The sequence below is a fragment of the Parendozoicomonas haliclonae genome, assembly GCF_900174585.1.
Taxonomy (GTDB): Bacteria; Pseudomonadota; Gammaproteobacteria; order Pseudomonadales; family Endozoicomonadaceae; genus Sansalvadorimonas; species Sansalvadorimonas haliclonae.
The window spans coordinates 348,497-365,450 of the sequence record NZ_FWPT01000005.1 but is presented as its reverse complement, the minus strand read 5'-3'; the positions used below and the strand labels follow the sequence as shown (position 1 = coordinate 365,450).

11 protein-coding genes are annotated in these 16,954 nt (G+C 53.4%); 3 read left to right on the top strand and 8 right to left on the bottom strand.

The annotated features are described in order from the left end of the window. Positions 1-4: 4 nt before the first annotated feature. Complete coding sequence (locus EHSB41UT_RS12915; RefSeq protein ID WP_087110451.1) at positions 5-1,336, bottom strand: Na(+)-translocating NADH-quinone reductase subunit A; 1,332 nt, start codon at positions 1,334-1,336, stop codon at positions 5-7. A gap of 436 nt (positions 1,337-1,772) precedes the next feature. On the opposite strand from EHSB41UT_RS12915, the gene EHSB41UT_RS12905 reads away from it, so the two are divergent. Beyond that, positions 1,773-3,497: a hypothetical protein gene (locus EHSB41UT_RS12905; RefSeq protein WP_133060503.1), complete on the top strand. Its 1,725-nt coding sequence runs from the start codon at positions 1,773-1,775 to the stop codon at positions 3,495-3,497. An 8-nt stretch (positions 3,498-3,505) separates the two neighbouring features. Here the strand turns inward: EHSB41UT_RS12905 and EHSB41UT_RS12900 are convergent, their stop codons facing one another. Further along, positions 3,506-4,957, bottom strand: coding sequence for a glyceraldehyde-3-phosphate dehydrogenase (locus EHSB41UT_RS12900; RefSeq protein ID WP_278248151.1), 1,452 nt, complete (start codon positions 4,955-4,957; stop codon positions 3,506-3,508). A 399-nt stretch (positions 4,958-5,356) separates the two neighbouring features. Between EHSB41UT_RS12900 and mfd the strand changes: the two genes are divergently transcribed. Both mfd and EHSB41UT_RS12890 read left to right on the top strand, forming a co-directional pair. After that, positions 5,357-8,815 (top strand): transcription-repair coupling factor, encoded by a 3,459-nt coding sequence (mfd, locus tag EHSB41UT_RS12895; RefSeq protein WP_087110445.1) that lies wholly within the window; start codon positions 5,357-5,359, stop codon positions 8,813-8,815. Between the two features lie 30 nt (positions 8,816-8,845). Further along, positions 8,846-10,036: a CsiV family protein gene (locus tag EHSB41UT_RS12890; RefSeq protein WP_087110443.1), complete on the top strand. Its 1,191-nt coding sequence runs from the start codon at positions 8,846-8,848 to the stop codon at positions 10,034-10,036. Here EHSB41UT_RS12890 and EHSB41UT_RS12885 read toward each other — a convergent pair. From EHSB41UT_RS12885 to ptsG, 6 genes are all read right to left on the bottom strand, one after another. Then, complete coding sequence (locus EHSB41UT_RS12885; protein ID WP_087110441.1) at positions 10,023-10,481, bottom strand: ATP-binding protein; 459 nt, start codon at positions 10,479-10,481, stop codon at positions 10,023-10,025. The two genes, EHSB41UT_RS12890 and EHSB41UT_RS12885, sit on opposite strands and share 14 nt — an antisense overlap. Then, positions 10,478-10,816 carry an STAS domain-containing protein gene (locus EHSB41UT_RS12880; RefSeq protein ID WP_087110439.1) on the bottom strand — a complete coding sequence of 113 codons (339 nt, stop codon included), beginning with the start codon at positions 10,814-10,816 and terminating at the stop codon, positions 10,478-10,480. Before EHSB41UT_RS12880 ends, EHSB41UT_RS12885 begins: the two co-directional genes overlap by 4 nt. A 3-nt stretch (positions 10,817-10,819) precedes the next feature. Beyond that, on the bottom strand, positions 10,820-12,016 hold the full coding sequence (locus EHSB41UT_RS12875; protein ID WP_087110437.1) for a PP2C family protein-serine/threonine phosphatase: 1,197 nt from the start codon (positions 12,014-12,016) through the stop codon (positions 10,820-10,822). A 75-nt stretch (positions 12,017-12,091) separates the two neighbouring features. Next, positions 12,092-13,282: a mechanosensitive ion channel family protein gene (locus tag EHSB41UT_RS12870; protein ID WP_242667304.1), complete on the bottom strand. Its 1,191-nt coding sequence runs from the start codon at positions 13,280-13,282 to the stop codon at positions 12,092-12,094. A 107-nt stretch (positions 13,283-13,389) separates the two neighbouring features. Then, the gene (gene pgi / locus EHSB41UT_RS12865; protein ID WP_087110433.1) at positions 13,390-15,039 is read right to left on the bottom strand and encodes a glucose-6-phosphate isomerase; all 1,650 of its coding nucleotides are present in this window, start codon (positions 15,037-15,039) and stop codon (positions 13,390-13,392) included. Positions 15,040-15,153: 114 nt separating this feature from the next. Next, positions 15,154-16,950, bottom strand: a complete 1,797-nt coding sequence (ptsG, locus tag EHSB41UT_RS12860) for a PTS glucose transporter subunit IIBC (protein WP_087110431.1) — start codon at positions 16,948-16,950, stop codon at positions 15,154-15,156. Positions 16,951-16,954: the final 4 nt, after the last annotated feature.

Below are 16,954 nucleotides of genomic sequence, written 5' to 3'. Positions count from 1 at the left end.
TTGCTTATCCCTCAATCTCGATGCGGGTCAGGTTATCGCGAAGGATCGGGCCGTATTCGTATTTGCCAGGGCAAACGAAAGTACACAGCGCCAGATCATCTTCGTCCAGTTCCAGGGCACCCAGCTGGGCTGCCACTTCGATATCGCCACAGATCAGGCTGCGCAGCAGCTGAGTTGGCAGGATATCCAGAGGCATAACCTTTTCGTAGGAACCAACCGGTACCATGGCACGCTCACTACCGTTAGTGCTGGTATTGAACGGGAACACTTTCTTCATCAGACCGGAGATGTAGGTCGGCATAACGGAGAAGCGATCGAAGCCAGGAGAGAAGTAGTGCAGCATGAAACGCTCACGGCCTTCTTCCAGTACGGTGATCTGGTTGTGGTAACGACCCAGGAACGCGAAAGGACCATTGGAGGTACGGCCGCCAAATACGGAACCGGAAACAACACGGTTCTCGCCACCTTTCAGCTGACCAGCGGTCAGTTCGTCCAGGTTGGCACCGATACGGGTACGTACCAGGCGAGGCTCGCTCACCTGAGGACCTGCCAGGGCAACCACACGCTCCAGCCACAGTTGGCCGGTGGTGAACAGTTTGCCGATAGCGATCACGTCCTGGTAACCAATGCTCCATACCGTGCGGTTGGCACCAACCGGATCGATAAAGTGGATATGGGTACCGGCCAGACCGGCAGGATGAGGACCGGCGAATTCTTTCACTTCAGCCTTGGCTGCAGGAATATCCGCACCGGGTGCTTTACACAGGTAAACCGCACCGTCAGTCAGACGGGAGAGTACAGTCAGACCGTGTTCAAAGGCTTCCTTTTGCTCAGCAATTACCAGCTCTGGATTGGCCGCCAGTGGATTGGTATCCATGGCAGTTACAAAGATAGAGCGAGGCGCAGTACCAAGAGCCGGTACTTTGCTGAAAGGACGGGTACGCAGGGCAGTCCACAAACCGGACTCCACCAGCACATCCTGAACCTTGCTGCGTTCGAGGGAAGCCAGCTGGTCTGCAGGGAAGCTGTCGAAGGTTACGGCATCATCGCCTTCCACATCGATCACTACAGATTGCAGCACACGCTTCTCACCACGGTGAACAGCAGCCACTACACCACTTGCAGGCGCCGTGTAACGGACACCTTCTGTTTTTTTGTCAGTAAATAACAGGTCACCCGCCCGGACACGGTCACCCACGGATACCGCCATAGTCGGCTTCATGCCGACATAGTCAGGACCGATGACGGCCACAGATCGTACCTGCGGCCCTTCACCGATTACCTGCTGCGGCGATCCGGAGATCGGCAGATCCAGGCCCTGTTTAATTTTGATCATACCTATTGCCCAACCTGATATTGCAGGATCTTCACAGGAACTTTTGGCCACTGGCAAACAACGAACTCTTGTTCTATTTTTCGCCTGCTCAGATACTCCAATGCTCCGCTAAAGCTGGCACCACTCAGGAACATGGCACAACGCAAGACCGATTGGGTTATGGCTGAATACATTTGTAAAAACATTGTATGGATAGCCACAACACATTCCCTGTATTTTGCTGTGATTGTGTAACCCGAGAAAACCTAGCCGGCGATTATAATAATGGCGGAAACATTATTCCATATGGAATTAAGGGATTGGAGGAACAATAACACCAGAATCAGGGACTCAACCCTTGGAACACACACAAGAAAAGACGTTCTTTTATGGGGTTCTACGCATAATTCGGAAGATAACCCTTACTGCTGTCTTTTTTCTGAGCACAATTGTGTCAGTGTCTGCGGATCAGCAGTCAGCAGAAAACGAAGCGAATTTAGTAGATGTCGTTCAGGAGGCAGATGCTTCAAATTTTGTCTCTGATGTGGCACATGAACCAGCACCGGTCGCTGATGAGTTCATCGACGACTTTCCGGCATCTGGTGAGGCGGTGCACCCCAGTACTGAAACAAGTACCGAAGCCAGCACTGAAAAATCCAGTAACGAAAGTCCCGGTGAAGAGCCTCTGCCCTCTTCTACTCCTCAGGTGAAAGATAAAAAGAAGAAAAATAATCCACCCATGAAGGTGTCACGACAAAATGAAGTCGTGGCCAACGCTCAGCCCAGCCCTGTGACTATCAGTTATATCGATCTACAGGCCCGGCAGACGCAGCAGTTGTTTCATAGCTTTCTGACAACTCAGCTTACCTCGCTCCAGCATAAACTCTTGTTTGACTACCTTTATCAGCAGCTACAGATCGGTCAGCCAGCCGGTGCAGAAGCCATGCTGGAAGAGTTACAGGGTGGAGCATCACAGGAAAACAGTTCACAGCTGATCTCCCAACTCGCTCAGGCACTGTACTATTACCACATCTATATCTACGAGCCGGTGGTGGCCCATGCTGACAAGCTGACCGGTGGCGGTGATGAGGGATTGATCATTCCCCATATTCTGGCCATGAGCCAATACCTGCAGTCGATGTTTCCCAAGTCTCAGCCCTACCTGAGTGCAATGTTGACCGCACCTATTGCCATTTCTCTGTTTAGCAGTAACTACCGGAGTGACGCGCCTATTAGCCGTGCCCTCTCCTCCTCGGCTTATGGAGCAGGTCTGGTTCTGGCGGCGCAGGCCTCGGGTGGCGCGCTGAAAAAGTTCTCCACTTTTAATAGCTTTCCTGCCGCTATGCTGGCCAGTGCCTATCGCCATTTTCAGAAGGGCCACTATACCCAGGCTTCAATAGATAGCGTGCTGACCATGATGAACCTGAAAGAGAAGCGCGGCCTTATTTACTCTGCCCTGGCCGGCGCCTTTCTCCATCAGGCTCAGTTTCCGGCCAGTAATTCCGCCTGGGCCGGTGTTCGCGATGCCAATATTGTTTTGCCGCTGGTGCTGTCGGTATTTCTAACCGAGGACTGGCTCTCTTCGGTGTTTGCTGCCTCAGTCATGCTACTGAACCAGCATCTGTTATATGCCCCGCAAGATTACTTCCTTGAGCCAGGTATGGTCTATCAGAATATCGAGCCCTATTGGTACGGGTTGGCGACCATGAGTCTTGCAGCCACCCTGACCATGCTGGTGCACTGGAGTGATATGCCAACTGCCGAGCACGCATCGGACAGCTTCTGGAGTGTATTCTCGCAAACTACGGACTGGATGAACTATCTGGTCTTTGCCGAGGATGCAGATGCCTCTGATGAGAAAAGCCGCCTGCTTGGCTTCATGACCCGCTGGTATGCCTGGCTTTTCGCTGCACCGGAGTTGTATCAGGGAGAAAGTCGCGTACTGACCGAGCACAATTATGAGAGTCTGGAAGATCTTGTTGAGGCTCGCAGTGGCAAAAAGAGTTCGCTAACGGAAGTGCTCAGCCGATGGATGGCCTGGTGGCAGGGGGAGCAGGCTGTGACTCAGACGGTGCTGGAGCCTATTTCAGCGATATCAGATAATTCAGAGGTTATCGAAATGGGCGAGATGGGATCAGACGAAGAGAATCTGGAGCCCGATGGGATCGGGACTCCAGATTGAGAGCAGGCTTAGCTGGCTGGGTAAACGTAGGAATGTACGCCGGCCATCGCGTGCAGGATGCGGTTCACCTGACAGCTGTAACCGAACTCGTTATCGTACCAGACGTACAGTACAGCACGGTCGCCATCAACGATAGTGGCTTCGCCGTCGACAATGCCGGTGTAACGAGAGCCAACAAAGTCGCTGGATACCACTTCCTGAGAGTTCACGTAATCGATCTGCTTCTGCAGGCCGGAGTACAGGGAACACCAGCGCAGGTAGTCGTTCAGTTCCTCAACGTTGGTTTCCTTCTCCAGGTTCAGGTTCAGGATCGCCATCGATACGTTAGGGGTCGGAACACGGATGGCATTGCCTGTCAGCTTGCCTTTCAGTTCAGGCAGAGCCTTGGAGACAGCCTTGGCCGCTCCGGTTTCAGTGATAACCATGTTCAGTGCGGCAGAACGGCCACGGCGGCTGCCCTTGTGGTAGTTATCAATCAGGTTCTGGTCATTGGTGTAGGCATGAACGGTTTCCACATGGCCGTTCTTCACGCCGTACTTGTCCATCACCGCTTTCAGTACCGGAGTAATGGCATTGGTGGTGCAGGACGCTGCCGACAGGATGCGATCGTCGGTGCTGATGTCGCTATCGTTCACACCGTAAACGATGTTCTTGATGTCACCCTTGCCCGGTGCAGTCAGCAGGACACGGGAAACGCCGTTGGCCTTGAGGTGCAGACCCAGACCGTCTTCATCACGCCATACGCCGGTGTTATCGACCACGATGGCATTCTTGATGCCGTAGTCGTTGTAATCGATGCTGTCCGGGGACGAGGCGTAGATCACTTGGATGCGAACACCATTGGCGATAATGCAGTTGTTCTCTTCATCAACAGTCAGAGTGCCCTTGAAAGAGCCGTGTACGGAATCACGACGCAACAGGCTGGCACGCTTTTGCAGATCGTTTTCGGCGCTGCCCTTGCGCACAACAATGGCACGCAGGTTCAAACCTTCACCGCCACCGGAGCGCTCGATCAGCAGGCGGGCCATCAGGCGGCCGATACGACCAAAACCGTACAGGACAACATCCTGGCCTTCTTCACGGCTGCCGTTGCGGCCGTTAATGACTTCGGCCAGCTCGGCTTTGATAAATTCGCCGAGGTCGGTGTGGATGTCCTGACGCTGGAAGCTCATGGCCAGCTTACCGATATCGATACGGCTTTCACCCAGGTTCATTTGTACCAGCTGTTCCAGAACCGGCAGAGTGTCACGAACAGACAACTCGCTGCCTTCCATCTGACGAACAAAACGGTGGGCTTTGATAATATCAATCACGGAGCGATTGATCAGAGGACGACCATAAACAGAGGTCACCACATGGTTTTCACGGTACAGTCTGCCGACCAGAGGAATCATCGCCTCGGTCATGGCTTCGCGTTCCATCCATTCCTGGCGGGTATCTTTATTGGTCTCTGAAGTCACGGAGTGCTTTCCTGCTTTTGACGTTGTTTTTGTATCAAGAGCATGTCCATTAGTTATTGTTGGACTGGACAGGTTCCGGTTGCGCGGCACCATAATCTGCCACCAGCGCAAAGGCTCTTGTTATTGGGAAGGTTGTGGCCTTATAAGACAGTCTGACCCTATGCATAAGACAGCAACAGGGCACAGGGGCAAGTTAATTTGACCATCAACCGCCAATCCCTCTTCTGATGGGCGCCATTATCCAGATAACCCTATGACGGTGCAATGTGGAATGTTTGCAAATGTTTGAATGTGTTTGTTTGTAGGTGGGGAATTGCGTTTAATTCCGCTGCCAGTCTGGTGAAACGCCGCCATCCCCCTTAAAATCCAGCGTTTTGTCTTGCTGCACACAGGATGTACATGTCCCTGACAGACTTCGACCTGCCAAGCAGAGCCGGTGACCGGCGCCAATGGGGCCGGGCTACAGGTTCTGCCGGTGCCAGTGCCATTGCTGATATTGCCGGCCAGCACAGCGGCCTGACACTGGTGATTGCCCCCGATACCGAACAGGCTGAACGCCTGCAACGGGAACTGCGTTTTTTCCTGGGGCTGAATGATCAAGCGTCCCACGACGCTATTGAACTGCTGCAGTTTCCTGATTGGGAAACCCTGCCCTACGATACCTTTTCTCCTCACCGGGATATTGTCTCCCGACGGTTAAAGACCCTTTATCGTTTACCATCGACCCGTCAGGCGGTGTTGATTGTGCCGGTCACCACCCTGCTGCACCGCATTGCTCCGAGGAGCTGGCTGCAGGGCAACAGCCTGGTGATTCGCAAGGGCGATACCCTTGATCGTGAGCAGTATCGTCTTGATCTGGAAGCGGCCGGTTATACCTGTGTTGATACCGTGTTAAGCCATGGCGAATATGCACTGCGAGGCTCGCTGCTGGATATCTTCCCGATGGGCAGCGAAACGCCCTACCGTATCGACCTGTTTGATGATGAAGTCGATACCCTGCGGACCTTTGATCCGGACACCCAGCGTTCGCTGACCGATATCAACAGTATCCAGCTGTTGCCGGCCCATGAATTCCCGATGGATAAAAAGGGCCGGGATCACTTCCGATCCCAGTACCGAGATGCTTTCGATGTCGATTACCGCGCCTGCCCGATGTATGTGGATATTGGCCAGGGGCTGGCATCGCCGGGGATAGAATATTTCCTGGGGCTGTTCTTCGAGACTGAATCTTTATTTGATCACCTGCCAAACAACACTCTGGTTGTGGCCATTGGAGAGCTGCAGGCATCGGTGAGCCAGTTTCTGGATGAGGCCAACAGTCGTTATGAGAGCCACCGGGTTAATCCCGAGCGTCCCCTGCTCTCTCCTGCCCGGGTGTTTCTCAATACCGATGAGTTGTTCTCCAAGTTATTGGATCATCCGCGTATTACCCTCACCACCGAGGATCAACCGGAGAAAGTCGGTCGCCTGAATCTGGCCACCGCCGTGTTACCGGATGTGGCTGCAGAGCCTCGTAAAGAACAGCCGCTGCAAAAGTTGATTGAATTCCTCCATGGTAATAACCGGATTCTGTTTACTGCGGAATCCGCCGGTCGCCGTGAAAACCTGCTGGAACTGCTGGGTAAGAGCGGTATTCGCCCGGAAGTGGTCGATAGCTGGCAAAGCTTTGTGCAGGGCTCTGTACCTATCGGCATGACGGTTGCTCCCATCGATCAGCCCCTGATCCTCGCCCAGGATGATATTGGCATAGCCCTGATTACCGAGAGCCAGATTCTCGGTGGCCAGGTCATGCAGCGTCGGCGCCGGAAAACCACCGAGGATGCCGGCGAACAGATGATCCGTAACCTTAGTGAGTTACGGGAAGATGCACCGGTAGTTCATATCGATCATGGTATTGGACGTTACAAGGGTTTGATCACCCTGGAAGTAGATGGCCAGACTCAGGAGTTTCTGCAGCTGGAATATGCTGATGAGGCCAAGCTGTATGTGCCGGTCAGCTCTTTGCATCTCATCGCCCGTTATACCGGTGCCGATGATGCCCTGGCGCCGATGAGTCGTTTGGGTAGCGAGCAATGGACCAAAGCCCGCCGTAAGGCGGCAGAGAAGGCCCGGGACAGTGCAGCAGAGTTGCTGGATATCTATGCCCGCCGTGAAGCCCGTACCGGCTTTGCCTTCCCATCACCAGACTCTGACTACGATACCTTTGCAGCGGGTTTCCCGTTTGAAACCACGCCTGACCAGCAATCAGCCATCAATGCCGTAGTGGCCGATATGACCTCACCACGGCCAATGGATCGTCTGGTGTGTGGTGATGTGGGCTTTGGTAAGACCGAAGTGGCCATGCGCGCAGCTTTCCTGGCTGTTCAGGGTGGCAAGCAGGTGGCCATTCTTGTGCCAACTACCCTGCTCGCTCAGCAGCACTTTGAAAGTTTCCGTGATCGTTTTGCCGACTGGCCGATTAATGTAGAGGTGATTTCCCGCTTCAAGTCCGCGAAGCAAATCACTGAAATGAAAGACAAACTGGCCAGTGGCAGTATCGATATTATTATCGGCACCCATAAACTGCTGCAGTCGGATATTGTCTTTGATCGACTGGGTTTGCTGATCATTGATGAGGAACACCGCTTTGGTGTGCGCCATAAGGACAAGCTGAAATCTCTGCGCTCGGAAGTGGATATCCTTACCCTGACGGCGACGCCTATTCCACGAACGCTGAATATGTCGATGTCCGGTATTCGGGATCTGTCGATTATCGCGACGCCTCCTGCACAACGTCTTTCCGTTAAAACTTTTGTACGCCAGACCGATGAGCTGCTGGTCAAGGAAGCAATTCTGCGGGAATTGATGCGTGGTGGTCAGGTTTACTATCTGCACAATGAAGTGAAAACCATTGAAAAGACTGCAGAAGAGCTGACCGAGATGATTCCGGAAGCCCGTGTCGCCGTGGGACATGGGCAGATGCGCGAACGGGAATTGGAACAGGTGATGCAGGATTTCTACCACAAGCGTCACAATGTGCTGGTGTGCACCACCATTATTGAGACCGGTATTGATATCCCAAGCGCCAACACCATTATTATCGACCGGGCTGACAAGTTCGGTCTGGCCCAGCTGCACCAATTACGGGGCCGGGTCGGACGTTCCCACCACCAGGCCTATGCGTACCTGCTGACGCCGCCTCCACGTACGATGACCAAGGATGCCGAAAAACGTCTCGAAGCCATTGAACAGGCTCATGATCTTGGAGCCGGCTTTACTCTGGCGACCCATGATCTGGAGATTCGTGGCGCCGGTGAACTGCTGGGCGAAGGACAATCCGGCCAGATCCAGAATGTTGGCTTTACCCTGTTTATGGAGATGATGGAGCGGGCTGTAGAGTCCATCAAAACCGGCAAAGAGCCAAATCTGGATAAGCCGCTGGCCCATGGCACTGAGATCAACATGCGCGCACCGGCACTGATCCCGGATGACTACATCCCTGATGTGCATACCCGTCTGGTGTTCTACAAGCGTATTGCCAACACCAGCAACGATGACCAGCTTAAGGATCTGCAGGTCGAGCTGATAGACCGTTTTGGTCTGCTGCCGGATCCATTGAAGCAACTGTTCCGTCAGACCGCCCTGCGACAGCAGGCAGAAGCTCTGGGAATTGAACGGATTGATATCGGTTCGGGTGGTGGGCGCGTGGATTTTGGCCCGGCGACCGAGATTGATCCGCTGAAGATTGTTATGCTGGTTCAACAGCAGTCTCACCTGTGGCGTATGGAAGGGGCTTCTTCCCTGAAGTTGCTCAAAGGCGCCGAGAAGGTTGAGGAACGTTTCAGCATCACGCAAAATCTGTTCGACCGGCTGCGTTAACAGCCGGTCCTAACAACATGTGATAACACTGTGAAATTTGAACCCAAAAGCATGACTTTACGTGCACCTTTTGCCAGGGCTTTGGGCCGGGCACTGTTGATCAGTTCACTGGCTACTCCGCTGGCGGTTATGGCGCAGACCTCTGGCCAGGAAGAGACACCGGAACAGATCTGGTATCAGTTTGATGTGATGATCTTTAGTCAGGACAGTCAGTCTGCGACCAAAGAGAAAACACCGGCCGTTACCGAGCATGCCAAGCCACAATCCGCTTTGCGGTTACAGACTGTTGAGCAGATTCTGGAAGCACGTAAACAGACCAAGCTGGCTGAACTTGCTGAAAACCAGCAGAGTGGATTGTCTGAGCCTATCGTGGATCCTTCAGTCGCGAGCATCCCGGAAGCTACGGTTACAGCTCTTGATACTGCTTCTGCTGCCTCTACTACACCTAAAGCTCAGGCAAAGCCGATGCCTGCAGTCGAGTTGCCAGCACCTGATCCGGAGCGTGACCCTTTTATTCTCTTGCCAGCGGATCAATCTCTGCTGAGTAAAGAGATGAAAACCCTGAAACGGGCCCGTAACTACATTCCTCTTTGGTCTGGCAGCTGGCGTATGCCTCTGACCCGTGAAGGCGATGTTGTTTCAGTACTGGTGGAAGGTGGTCGTAGCCTGGCAGTCGGCAAGGACAGTCGCAGTTATGAATTGGAAGGCACTCTGGAATTCTCATTGCGCCGGTTCCTGCATATCAACACCGAGCTGTGGATCAGCACTCTGGATCCCGAACTTGTGGCTCAAGAGCTGGCAGCGTTGGAACTTGCCCGGTCTCAACCAATCAAGCCACAACCATTGATCATGGATCCGGTGACCGGACAGATGATTCCGGCCCCTGTTTCTACAGAAGCCACTGAGTCATTGGTCTTGAGTGTTAATGCCGAACAGCCTCTGGACACTGAGTCTGTTGCAATCGTTGAAGAACCGAAGCCGGCATTTCTTACCAACCGACCATTCAATGCCAGCCAGCGGGTGCAATTGAACAAGCTGATTTATATCGATAATCCGGATGCGGGTATTCTGATCAAGGTAACACCATGGACGCCGGCACCGCCGGTAGAAGCTGTTGCTGCTGAACCACAATCGGCTGAAGGTATTTCTGGTGAGACTAGAGTGAATGCCCTGCAAACACAGTCGGCTTTACCGGTACAAAGCCCGTCTACAGTGCCCTGAACATATGGAAGGAGTTACGCCCTTCATGGCTTTGATAATGGATGTGATCCATTAGCTTCTCGACAATGGCCAATCCACGACCGGATGCCAGCAAGGTGTCCGGATTGTGGGGATCCGGCACCACCAGTTCTTTCTTGTTTTCGGGTCTGACCTCTTCAGGCATGGCACTGCCATAGTCCGAAACCACAATTTCCAGATTCTCCTCCGGACTGTAGATCAGCTCGACCTCAATACGATGACCGCTCCTGCCCTGATAGGCATGTTCGATAGCATTGTTAACCACCTCAACCACACAGAGCTCCATCCGATTGAGTTCCTTCTGGCTCATGGCCGTCATGGCACATACACCGCGAACAGCCATGGCGACCAAAACGGTATCTTCCAACCGGCTGTCGATGCTGAGGGTCAGGGTCTGGCTGGGCTGCTGTGAGGCTTTATCCGTCAATGGGGTTTTCCGCTCAGTGCCTGATCCACACTCGGGTGAATAGTGAAAATCTGATCCATACAGGTCAGGTCAAATAGATCGTTGACCGCCTTTTGCGGACTGGCGAGTTCGACTGCCCCTTTGTCCCCCAGCTGCTTAAGCACAGAGACAATGGCGCCAAGGCCACTGCTGTCCATAAAATTAACCTGTGACAGATCCACCACCAGCTGGGTCTGTCCCTGATTGATCAAATCAAACATATAGTCCCGAAAAGGAGTCGCCTGACTGGCATCCAGCCGCGCCTCTCCTATCTCAACAACGGTTTTATCCGCTTCCTGACGATTACTGAAGCCCATACTTCACTCTCCCTGATACTCCAACACCAGCCCGGTCATATCATCATCAAAACTCTCGCCGCCCCGCCACTGGCACAGATCACTCCAAACCTGGCTGATCATGGTGTTCATCGGCTGGCTGCCAGCGTCCTGCAAGGCTGCACAGAGCCTTTGCTCGGAAAACATCTCTCCATCCGGGTTTTCACACTCGGTCAGGCCATCGGAGTAGAGAAACAGCCGATCGCCCGGACGCAATTGAAACTCTTCAGTACGCCAGTTCATTCCCGGCACCATGCCTACCGGCACACCACCAGACTCCAGGCGATGCACTGTGCCCTCACCCGGTCTTAACCAGAGCGTTGGTGGGTGACCGGCATGGCAGAGCCGGACCCGCCCGCTAGGGGAATGGATAAGGCCGTAGCTCATGGTGAAATAGAGCATGTTGTCCGCAGTGGTCTGGAAGCGATGATTCAGCCGGCTGACAACTTCATCTGGCGGCAGTACCCGGATATACGGTGCCTTGGTCGTTTGTTCACGGACTATGGAAGAAGGGCTATCAACATCCATCAGCAAGTTATTGATCGCAAAGGAAAACAAAGCAGAAGGGATACCGTGACCCGCGACATCGAGCTGGTAGAACATCACATGCTCATCATCGACGGCGTGGTAGCCAAACATATCGCCGCCCAGGATCTTGCTGGGTTTGAAGTGCCAGTCAAAGCCAATATTCTGAATTGTCGCCGGTGAAGCCAGCAGTCGTTCCTGGGTTTCTGCCGCAGAGGCCAGATCCTGCTGTACGATATCGAGGGCCTTGCTCAACTGATGGTTTTTCTGATCCAAAGCCTGTTCGAGCTCAGTTACCCGTTGCCCGCCCTTAAGGCGTACTTCCAGCTCGCGGTAATCGACAGGTTTGTTAAGGAAATCATCTGCCCCAACAGACAGACCTTCAACCATGGCTTCCTTGTCGGCCTTGCCAGTCAGCAAAATAAAATAGATATAACGATTAAACTGGCCGGAGCGGATGGCTTCACATAAGCCAATACCATCAAGGTTTGGCATCATCCAGTCACTGATAACCACTCGAATCGCAGGCTCCGCTGCCAGAACCTGCAGAGCCTGCAGGCCGTCCTCAGCCTCATGGACCCGGTAGCCCAGCTTGCCGACCACCTTACAGAGCAGACGCCGCTGATCCCGGGCATCCTCAACAATCAGTACATCCATGACCGGCCATCTGTAGAAGGGATTAGTTCTGTTATAGCAATTTCACCCTGCCAACCCGCTGGCACTCTTTGGGAGTTATCCGCCCTGCCCTGCCGGAATTTCGGCATTACTATCTTCTGGCTGGGCTGGTGGGGAGTCCTGTCGTTGCACAGGCTCTTGTTCTGTCTGGCCGAAAAGTCCCTCTGGAAGGTCGAGAGTACGGGTAGGAAAGGCAATATCGGCACCGTGGCTATGAATAATCTCGACGATATGCAGCAGGATATCCTCCTGCACCATCAGGTACTTGCTCCAGTCACAGGTACGGGTAAAGCAGTAGATCTGGAAGTTCAGGGTCGATTCCCCGAAAGAGATAAAATTCACCATCGACAGCTGGTTATCATCAATTTCCGGCTGGCTGGCCAGATAGCTGCGAATATCAGCCAGTACCTCCCCCATAACACCGGCATCACAATAGCGCAGCCCTATCACCTGCTTGATCCGGCGGTTCAGCATACGGGACGGGTTTTCTACCGAAATACTGGTAAACATGGAGTTGGGGACGTACAGCGGCCGCTTATCAAAGGTACGGATACGGGTCAGCCTCCAGCCAATATATTCCACTGTGCCTTCAATCTGCTTATCCGGTGAGGAAATCCAGTCGCCGACTTTGAAGGGGCGATCCATAGAGATCATCATGCCACCAAAAAAATTGGCCAGCAGATCCTTGGAAGCAAAGCCGACGGCAACGCCACCAACGCCGCCAAAGGCCAGCACACCGGACAGGCTATATCCTGCGGCCTGCAGTATCACCAGTCCGGTGACAAAGAAGATAATAACCCGTACCAGCTTGCTGATCGCCATAGCCGTGGTTGGGTCAACCTTGGACTGCATGACCCGTGGGCCTATGGCCAGAAAGCGTTTTTCCAGACGGTTAACAAAGCGAATAATGGTCCAGGACAGTACCCCCATAACCATCAGTTCATGCAGACGACTGACGCCCTGAAAGATGGCGGCCTTGGTTTCCAGATCTGCGATATTGGCCATCCACATAAGACCTGCCAGCCAGATAATGACCTGCAAAGGCAGACGAATGGCATAGACCAGCGATTCGTCCCACAGCTTTTGACTGTTTTCGAGTTTCTTATCGAGACGGGCGAGCAGAACCCGGGCGCCAAAGTGAATAACAGTGGTAATGACGCCAGCAACTACGACCTGGATAATCCAGCTTTCGTAGGTGCTGATCCAGCTTTTGAATTCGGTGAGGTATTCCATGAAAAGGTCTGACACTTGCTGACTGCCCACACGCTTATTTCAAAAAGCAAGGCAGAGTTCAGGGAAAGACCAGTATAGGCAACTCCCGGTCAGCCAGAGCTGACTGACCGGAAAGAAGGGAATCAGGCGCGATGGTGCTTCTGACGATAACGCTGCAGCCACTGATTGAGGCCGGCGTCGGCTTCGTTAACTGCACTGTCGGCGGTCAGCTGTTCAAAGATCTGATCACCCAGGACCTTACCCAGCTCGACACCGAACTGGTCATAGCTGTTCAGCTCCCAGATGGCACCCTGAACAAAGACCTTGTGTTCATACAGGGCAATCAAAGCCCCCAGGGTTTCCGGTTCGAGCTTGTCCATAATTAGCAGCGAAACCGGCTTGTTGCCTGGAATCACCTTCTGTGGGGCCAGCATATCGATTTCGGCCTGTGAGGCGCCCTTCTCGGCCATTTCTGCACGAATCTGGTCCTCCTGACAGCCGTAGGCCAAGGCCTGAGCCTGAGCCAGGGCGTGGGCAAACAGCCAGTCCTGATGCTCAGCAACCGGGTTGTGGCTTTCCAGTGCGGCAACAATATCAACCGGAATCAGACGGGTGCCCTGATGCAGCAACTGGTGATAGGCGTGCTGACCATTGGTGCCGACACCACCCCAAATAACCGGGCCGGTCTGCCAGTCTACAGGCTGACCGTCTGCCGTGACGCGCTTACCGTTACTTTCCATATCCATCTGCTGGAGATGGCCAGGGAAGGCATCAAGATCACTGGCATAGCTGAGTACGGCGTGGCTCTGGGCCTCAAAGAAGTTGCTGTACCAGATACCCAGAAGGCCCATGATCACTGGCATATTGTCTTCCAGTGGTGCATTCTGAAAATGCTCGTCCATCTCGAAAGCACCGATCAGCAGACGTTTGAAGATGGCAAAGCTGGTCATTAGCGGAATCATTACACCAATGGCAGACCACAATGAATAGCGGCCTCCAACCCAGTCCCACAATGGCAGGATATTCTCTTCGGCGATACCGAAAGCCGTGGCTTTGGCGATATTGTTGGATACCGCGATAAAGTGACGGGCACTGTCGGCTTCCGGCATTCCCTGTTCCAGCATCCAGGCCTTGGCAGCTTCCGCATTTACCCGGGTTTCCATCGTGGTGAAGGATTTGGAACAGATGATAAACAGTGTGGTTTCCGGGTCGATAACAGCGAGGGTTTTTGCCAGATCAGCGGGGTCGACATTGACCACATAGTGGGCCTGCAAATCTTTGCGCTGGTAAGGACGCAGGCCATCCAGTGCAGTCTTGATGCCCAGGTAGGAGCCACCGATACCAATATTGACGATATGCTTGACCGGCTTGCCGCTCCAGCCTGTCCACTGACCGGCATGTACGGTATCGCACAGGGAAGAGATACGGGACAAGGTATCACGCACCGCAGGCATAACGTCTTCGCCGTCTACCATGACCAGACGGTCACCCATATGGCGCAGCGCGGTGTGCAGAACGGCACGGCCTTCGGATTTGTTAATTTTTTCACCGGCAAACATGGCGGTGCGTTTAGCTTCAACGCCAGCCTGTTCGGCCAGCTTGATCAGTTCATTCAGACCCTGTTCGCTGATCAGATGGCGGGAGAAGTCGAGGGTCAGTCCTGCTGCAGTGGTAGCCATCCTTTCGGTACGGCCGGTTTCAGCCTGATAGGATTGGATTGTGGCTGCTGACGCCTGATCGGCGTGCTGCTTAAGGGAATCTACCACGGCATAGGATGGAAGTATTTTCATCATCACTTCGAGTTTCACGAGAGTAAATAGTGCGAGCCGGATGTACTATACGGCTCTCACGGTACTTTATACAGAAAGGCCGAAATCATTGCGATTCCGACCGTACAGTTTATTGACTCAGGCCAGTTGTGCAGTGATTGAAGATTGCCAGCTCGGTGCTGAACGCTCCCCAACCACCATATACACAATATTCTTACCGTCGATCACCGATATCCCGATATCTTCTTTCTGCAGCGCGTCCTTATCGAGTTTGGTGACATCGACCAGTTCAAGCCGAACTCGGCTAATGGCGCAGGTTGTTGCCGATTGAATATTGGCCCGGCCGCCTAAAGCCGTAACAGTGCGCTGTAGCTGTGCGGGATCCAGTGCCAGAGTCTCTGCCGCCACATCACTTGCAGCTGCATCTGTAGAAGCTGGTTCTCCATGGGCCACAGATGCCGCCTGAGTTGCCGCTTCGGCCTCTGCCACATTGGCCGGATTCTGCAGGAAGATATTCATATCAGTTTTGAGGTTATCGGATTTGGGCCCGAAGATTGCCTGAACACCACCACCAACACGGACAACACCACTGGCCCCAAGTTGCTTGAGGCGGGCATCATTAACGATGGCCGGGTCATAGACCGAGATTCTCAGACGGGTAATGCAGGCATCCAGGGTTTTGATATTGGATGGGCCACCAAAGGCAATAACCAGCTCCCTGGCCATCTCATCCCCTTCTCCGGAAATGGCTGCACCAGTTTCTTCATCCTCACGGCCTGGGGTCTTGAGATCCATCGCCCGAATAACCAGCCGGAAGATCAGGTAGTAAACCGCAGCAAAGATCAGACCCAGCACCACAACCCCCCAACCGTTGGTGGACTGTGAATACAGCAAAACATAGTCAATAAAACCGTGGGAAAAGGTCATGCCATGCTTGACGCCCAAGGCGATACAGGTGAAGTAAGCGACACCGGCAAGCAAGGCATGGATCACATACAGAATGGGCGCCACAAACATAAAGGCAAATTCTATCGGCTCAGTAATCCCGGTCAGGAAAGAGGTCAGCGCCGCTGAGATCATAATGGACGCTATGCGCTTTCTGTTTTCCGGCTTGGCACTGTGCCAGATCGCAATGGCAGCGGCAGGTAGACCAAACATCTTGAACAGATAACCACCGGCCATATTGCCGGCCGTTGGGTCACCCGCGACATAACGGGCAATCTCACCAGTGAGCTCTTTACCCGTCTGCGGATCAATAAAGCTGCCAGTCTCATAGAAGAACGGAACATTCCAGATATGGTGCAGGCCGAAGGGAATCAGCGAGCGTTCTACCACTCCGTAGAGGGTAAAGGCCGCTTCTGGGTTACCCTCAGCTGCCCAGCCGGAAAAGCTTTGGATCGCACTGCCAATAGGAGGCCAAACCACAACCAGCACGGCAGCAACTATGATTGCAGCAAAAGCAGTGACAATGGGCACGAAACGTTTACCGGCAAAGAATCCAAGATATTCCGGCAACTGTATGCGGTAATATTTATTGAACAGCGTACTGGCGACACCACCAATAATAATCCCGCCCATAACGCCGGTCTCAATCGATGGCATACCCCAGATCATCTTGGTCTCGATGCCCAAATGCTGGGCAATCACCCCCATTACCGCGATCATTACCGCGTAGCCAACCATGGCTGATAAGGCTGCGACACCATCATTTTCAGTAAAACTCAGGGCAACACCAATCGCGAAAATCACCGGCAGGTTGCCAAAAATCGCACCACCGGCCTGAGCCATCACCATATTGACGACATCAGGAATCACATCAAAGCCGGCTGCACCGATGCCGAGCAAAATACCGGCCGCAGGCATCACCGCAACCGGCAGCATTAATGCCTTACCAACCTTCTGCAGATTGGCGAACAGTGTGTTAAAGACAGACATGGAT

What these genes read in the sequence shown, in the direction of transcription:
- pgi (WP_087110433.1), bottom strand. Translation starts at nt 15,039, where the DNA reads ATGATGAAAATACTTCCATCCTATGCCGTGGTAGATTCCCTTAAGCAG.
- EHSB41UT_RS12875 (WP_087110437.1), bottom strand. Translation starts at nt 12,016, where the DNA reads ATGGATGTACTGATTGTTGAGGATGCCCGGGATCAGCGGCGTCTGCTC.
- mfd (WP_087110445.1), top strand. Translation starts at nt 5,357, where the DNA reads ATGTCCCTGACAGACTTCGACCTGCCAAGCAGAGCCGGTGACCGGCGC.
- ptsG (WP_087110431.1), bottom strand. Translation starts at nt 16,950, where the DNA reads ATGTCTGTCTTTAACACACTGTTCGCCAATCTGCAGAAGGTTGGTAAG.
- EHSB41UT_RS12915 (WP_087110451.1), bottom strand. Translation starts at nt 1,336, where the DNA reads ATGATCAAAATTAAACAGGGCCTGGATCTGCCGATCTCCGGATCGCCG.
- EHSB41UT_RS12880 (WP_087110439.1), bottom strand. Translation starts at nt 10,816, where the DNA reads ATGGGCTTCAGTAATCGTCAGGAAGCGGATAAAACCGTTGTTGAGATA.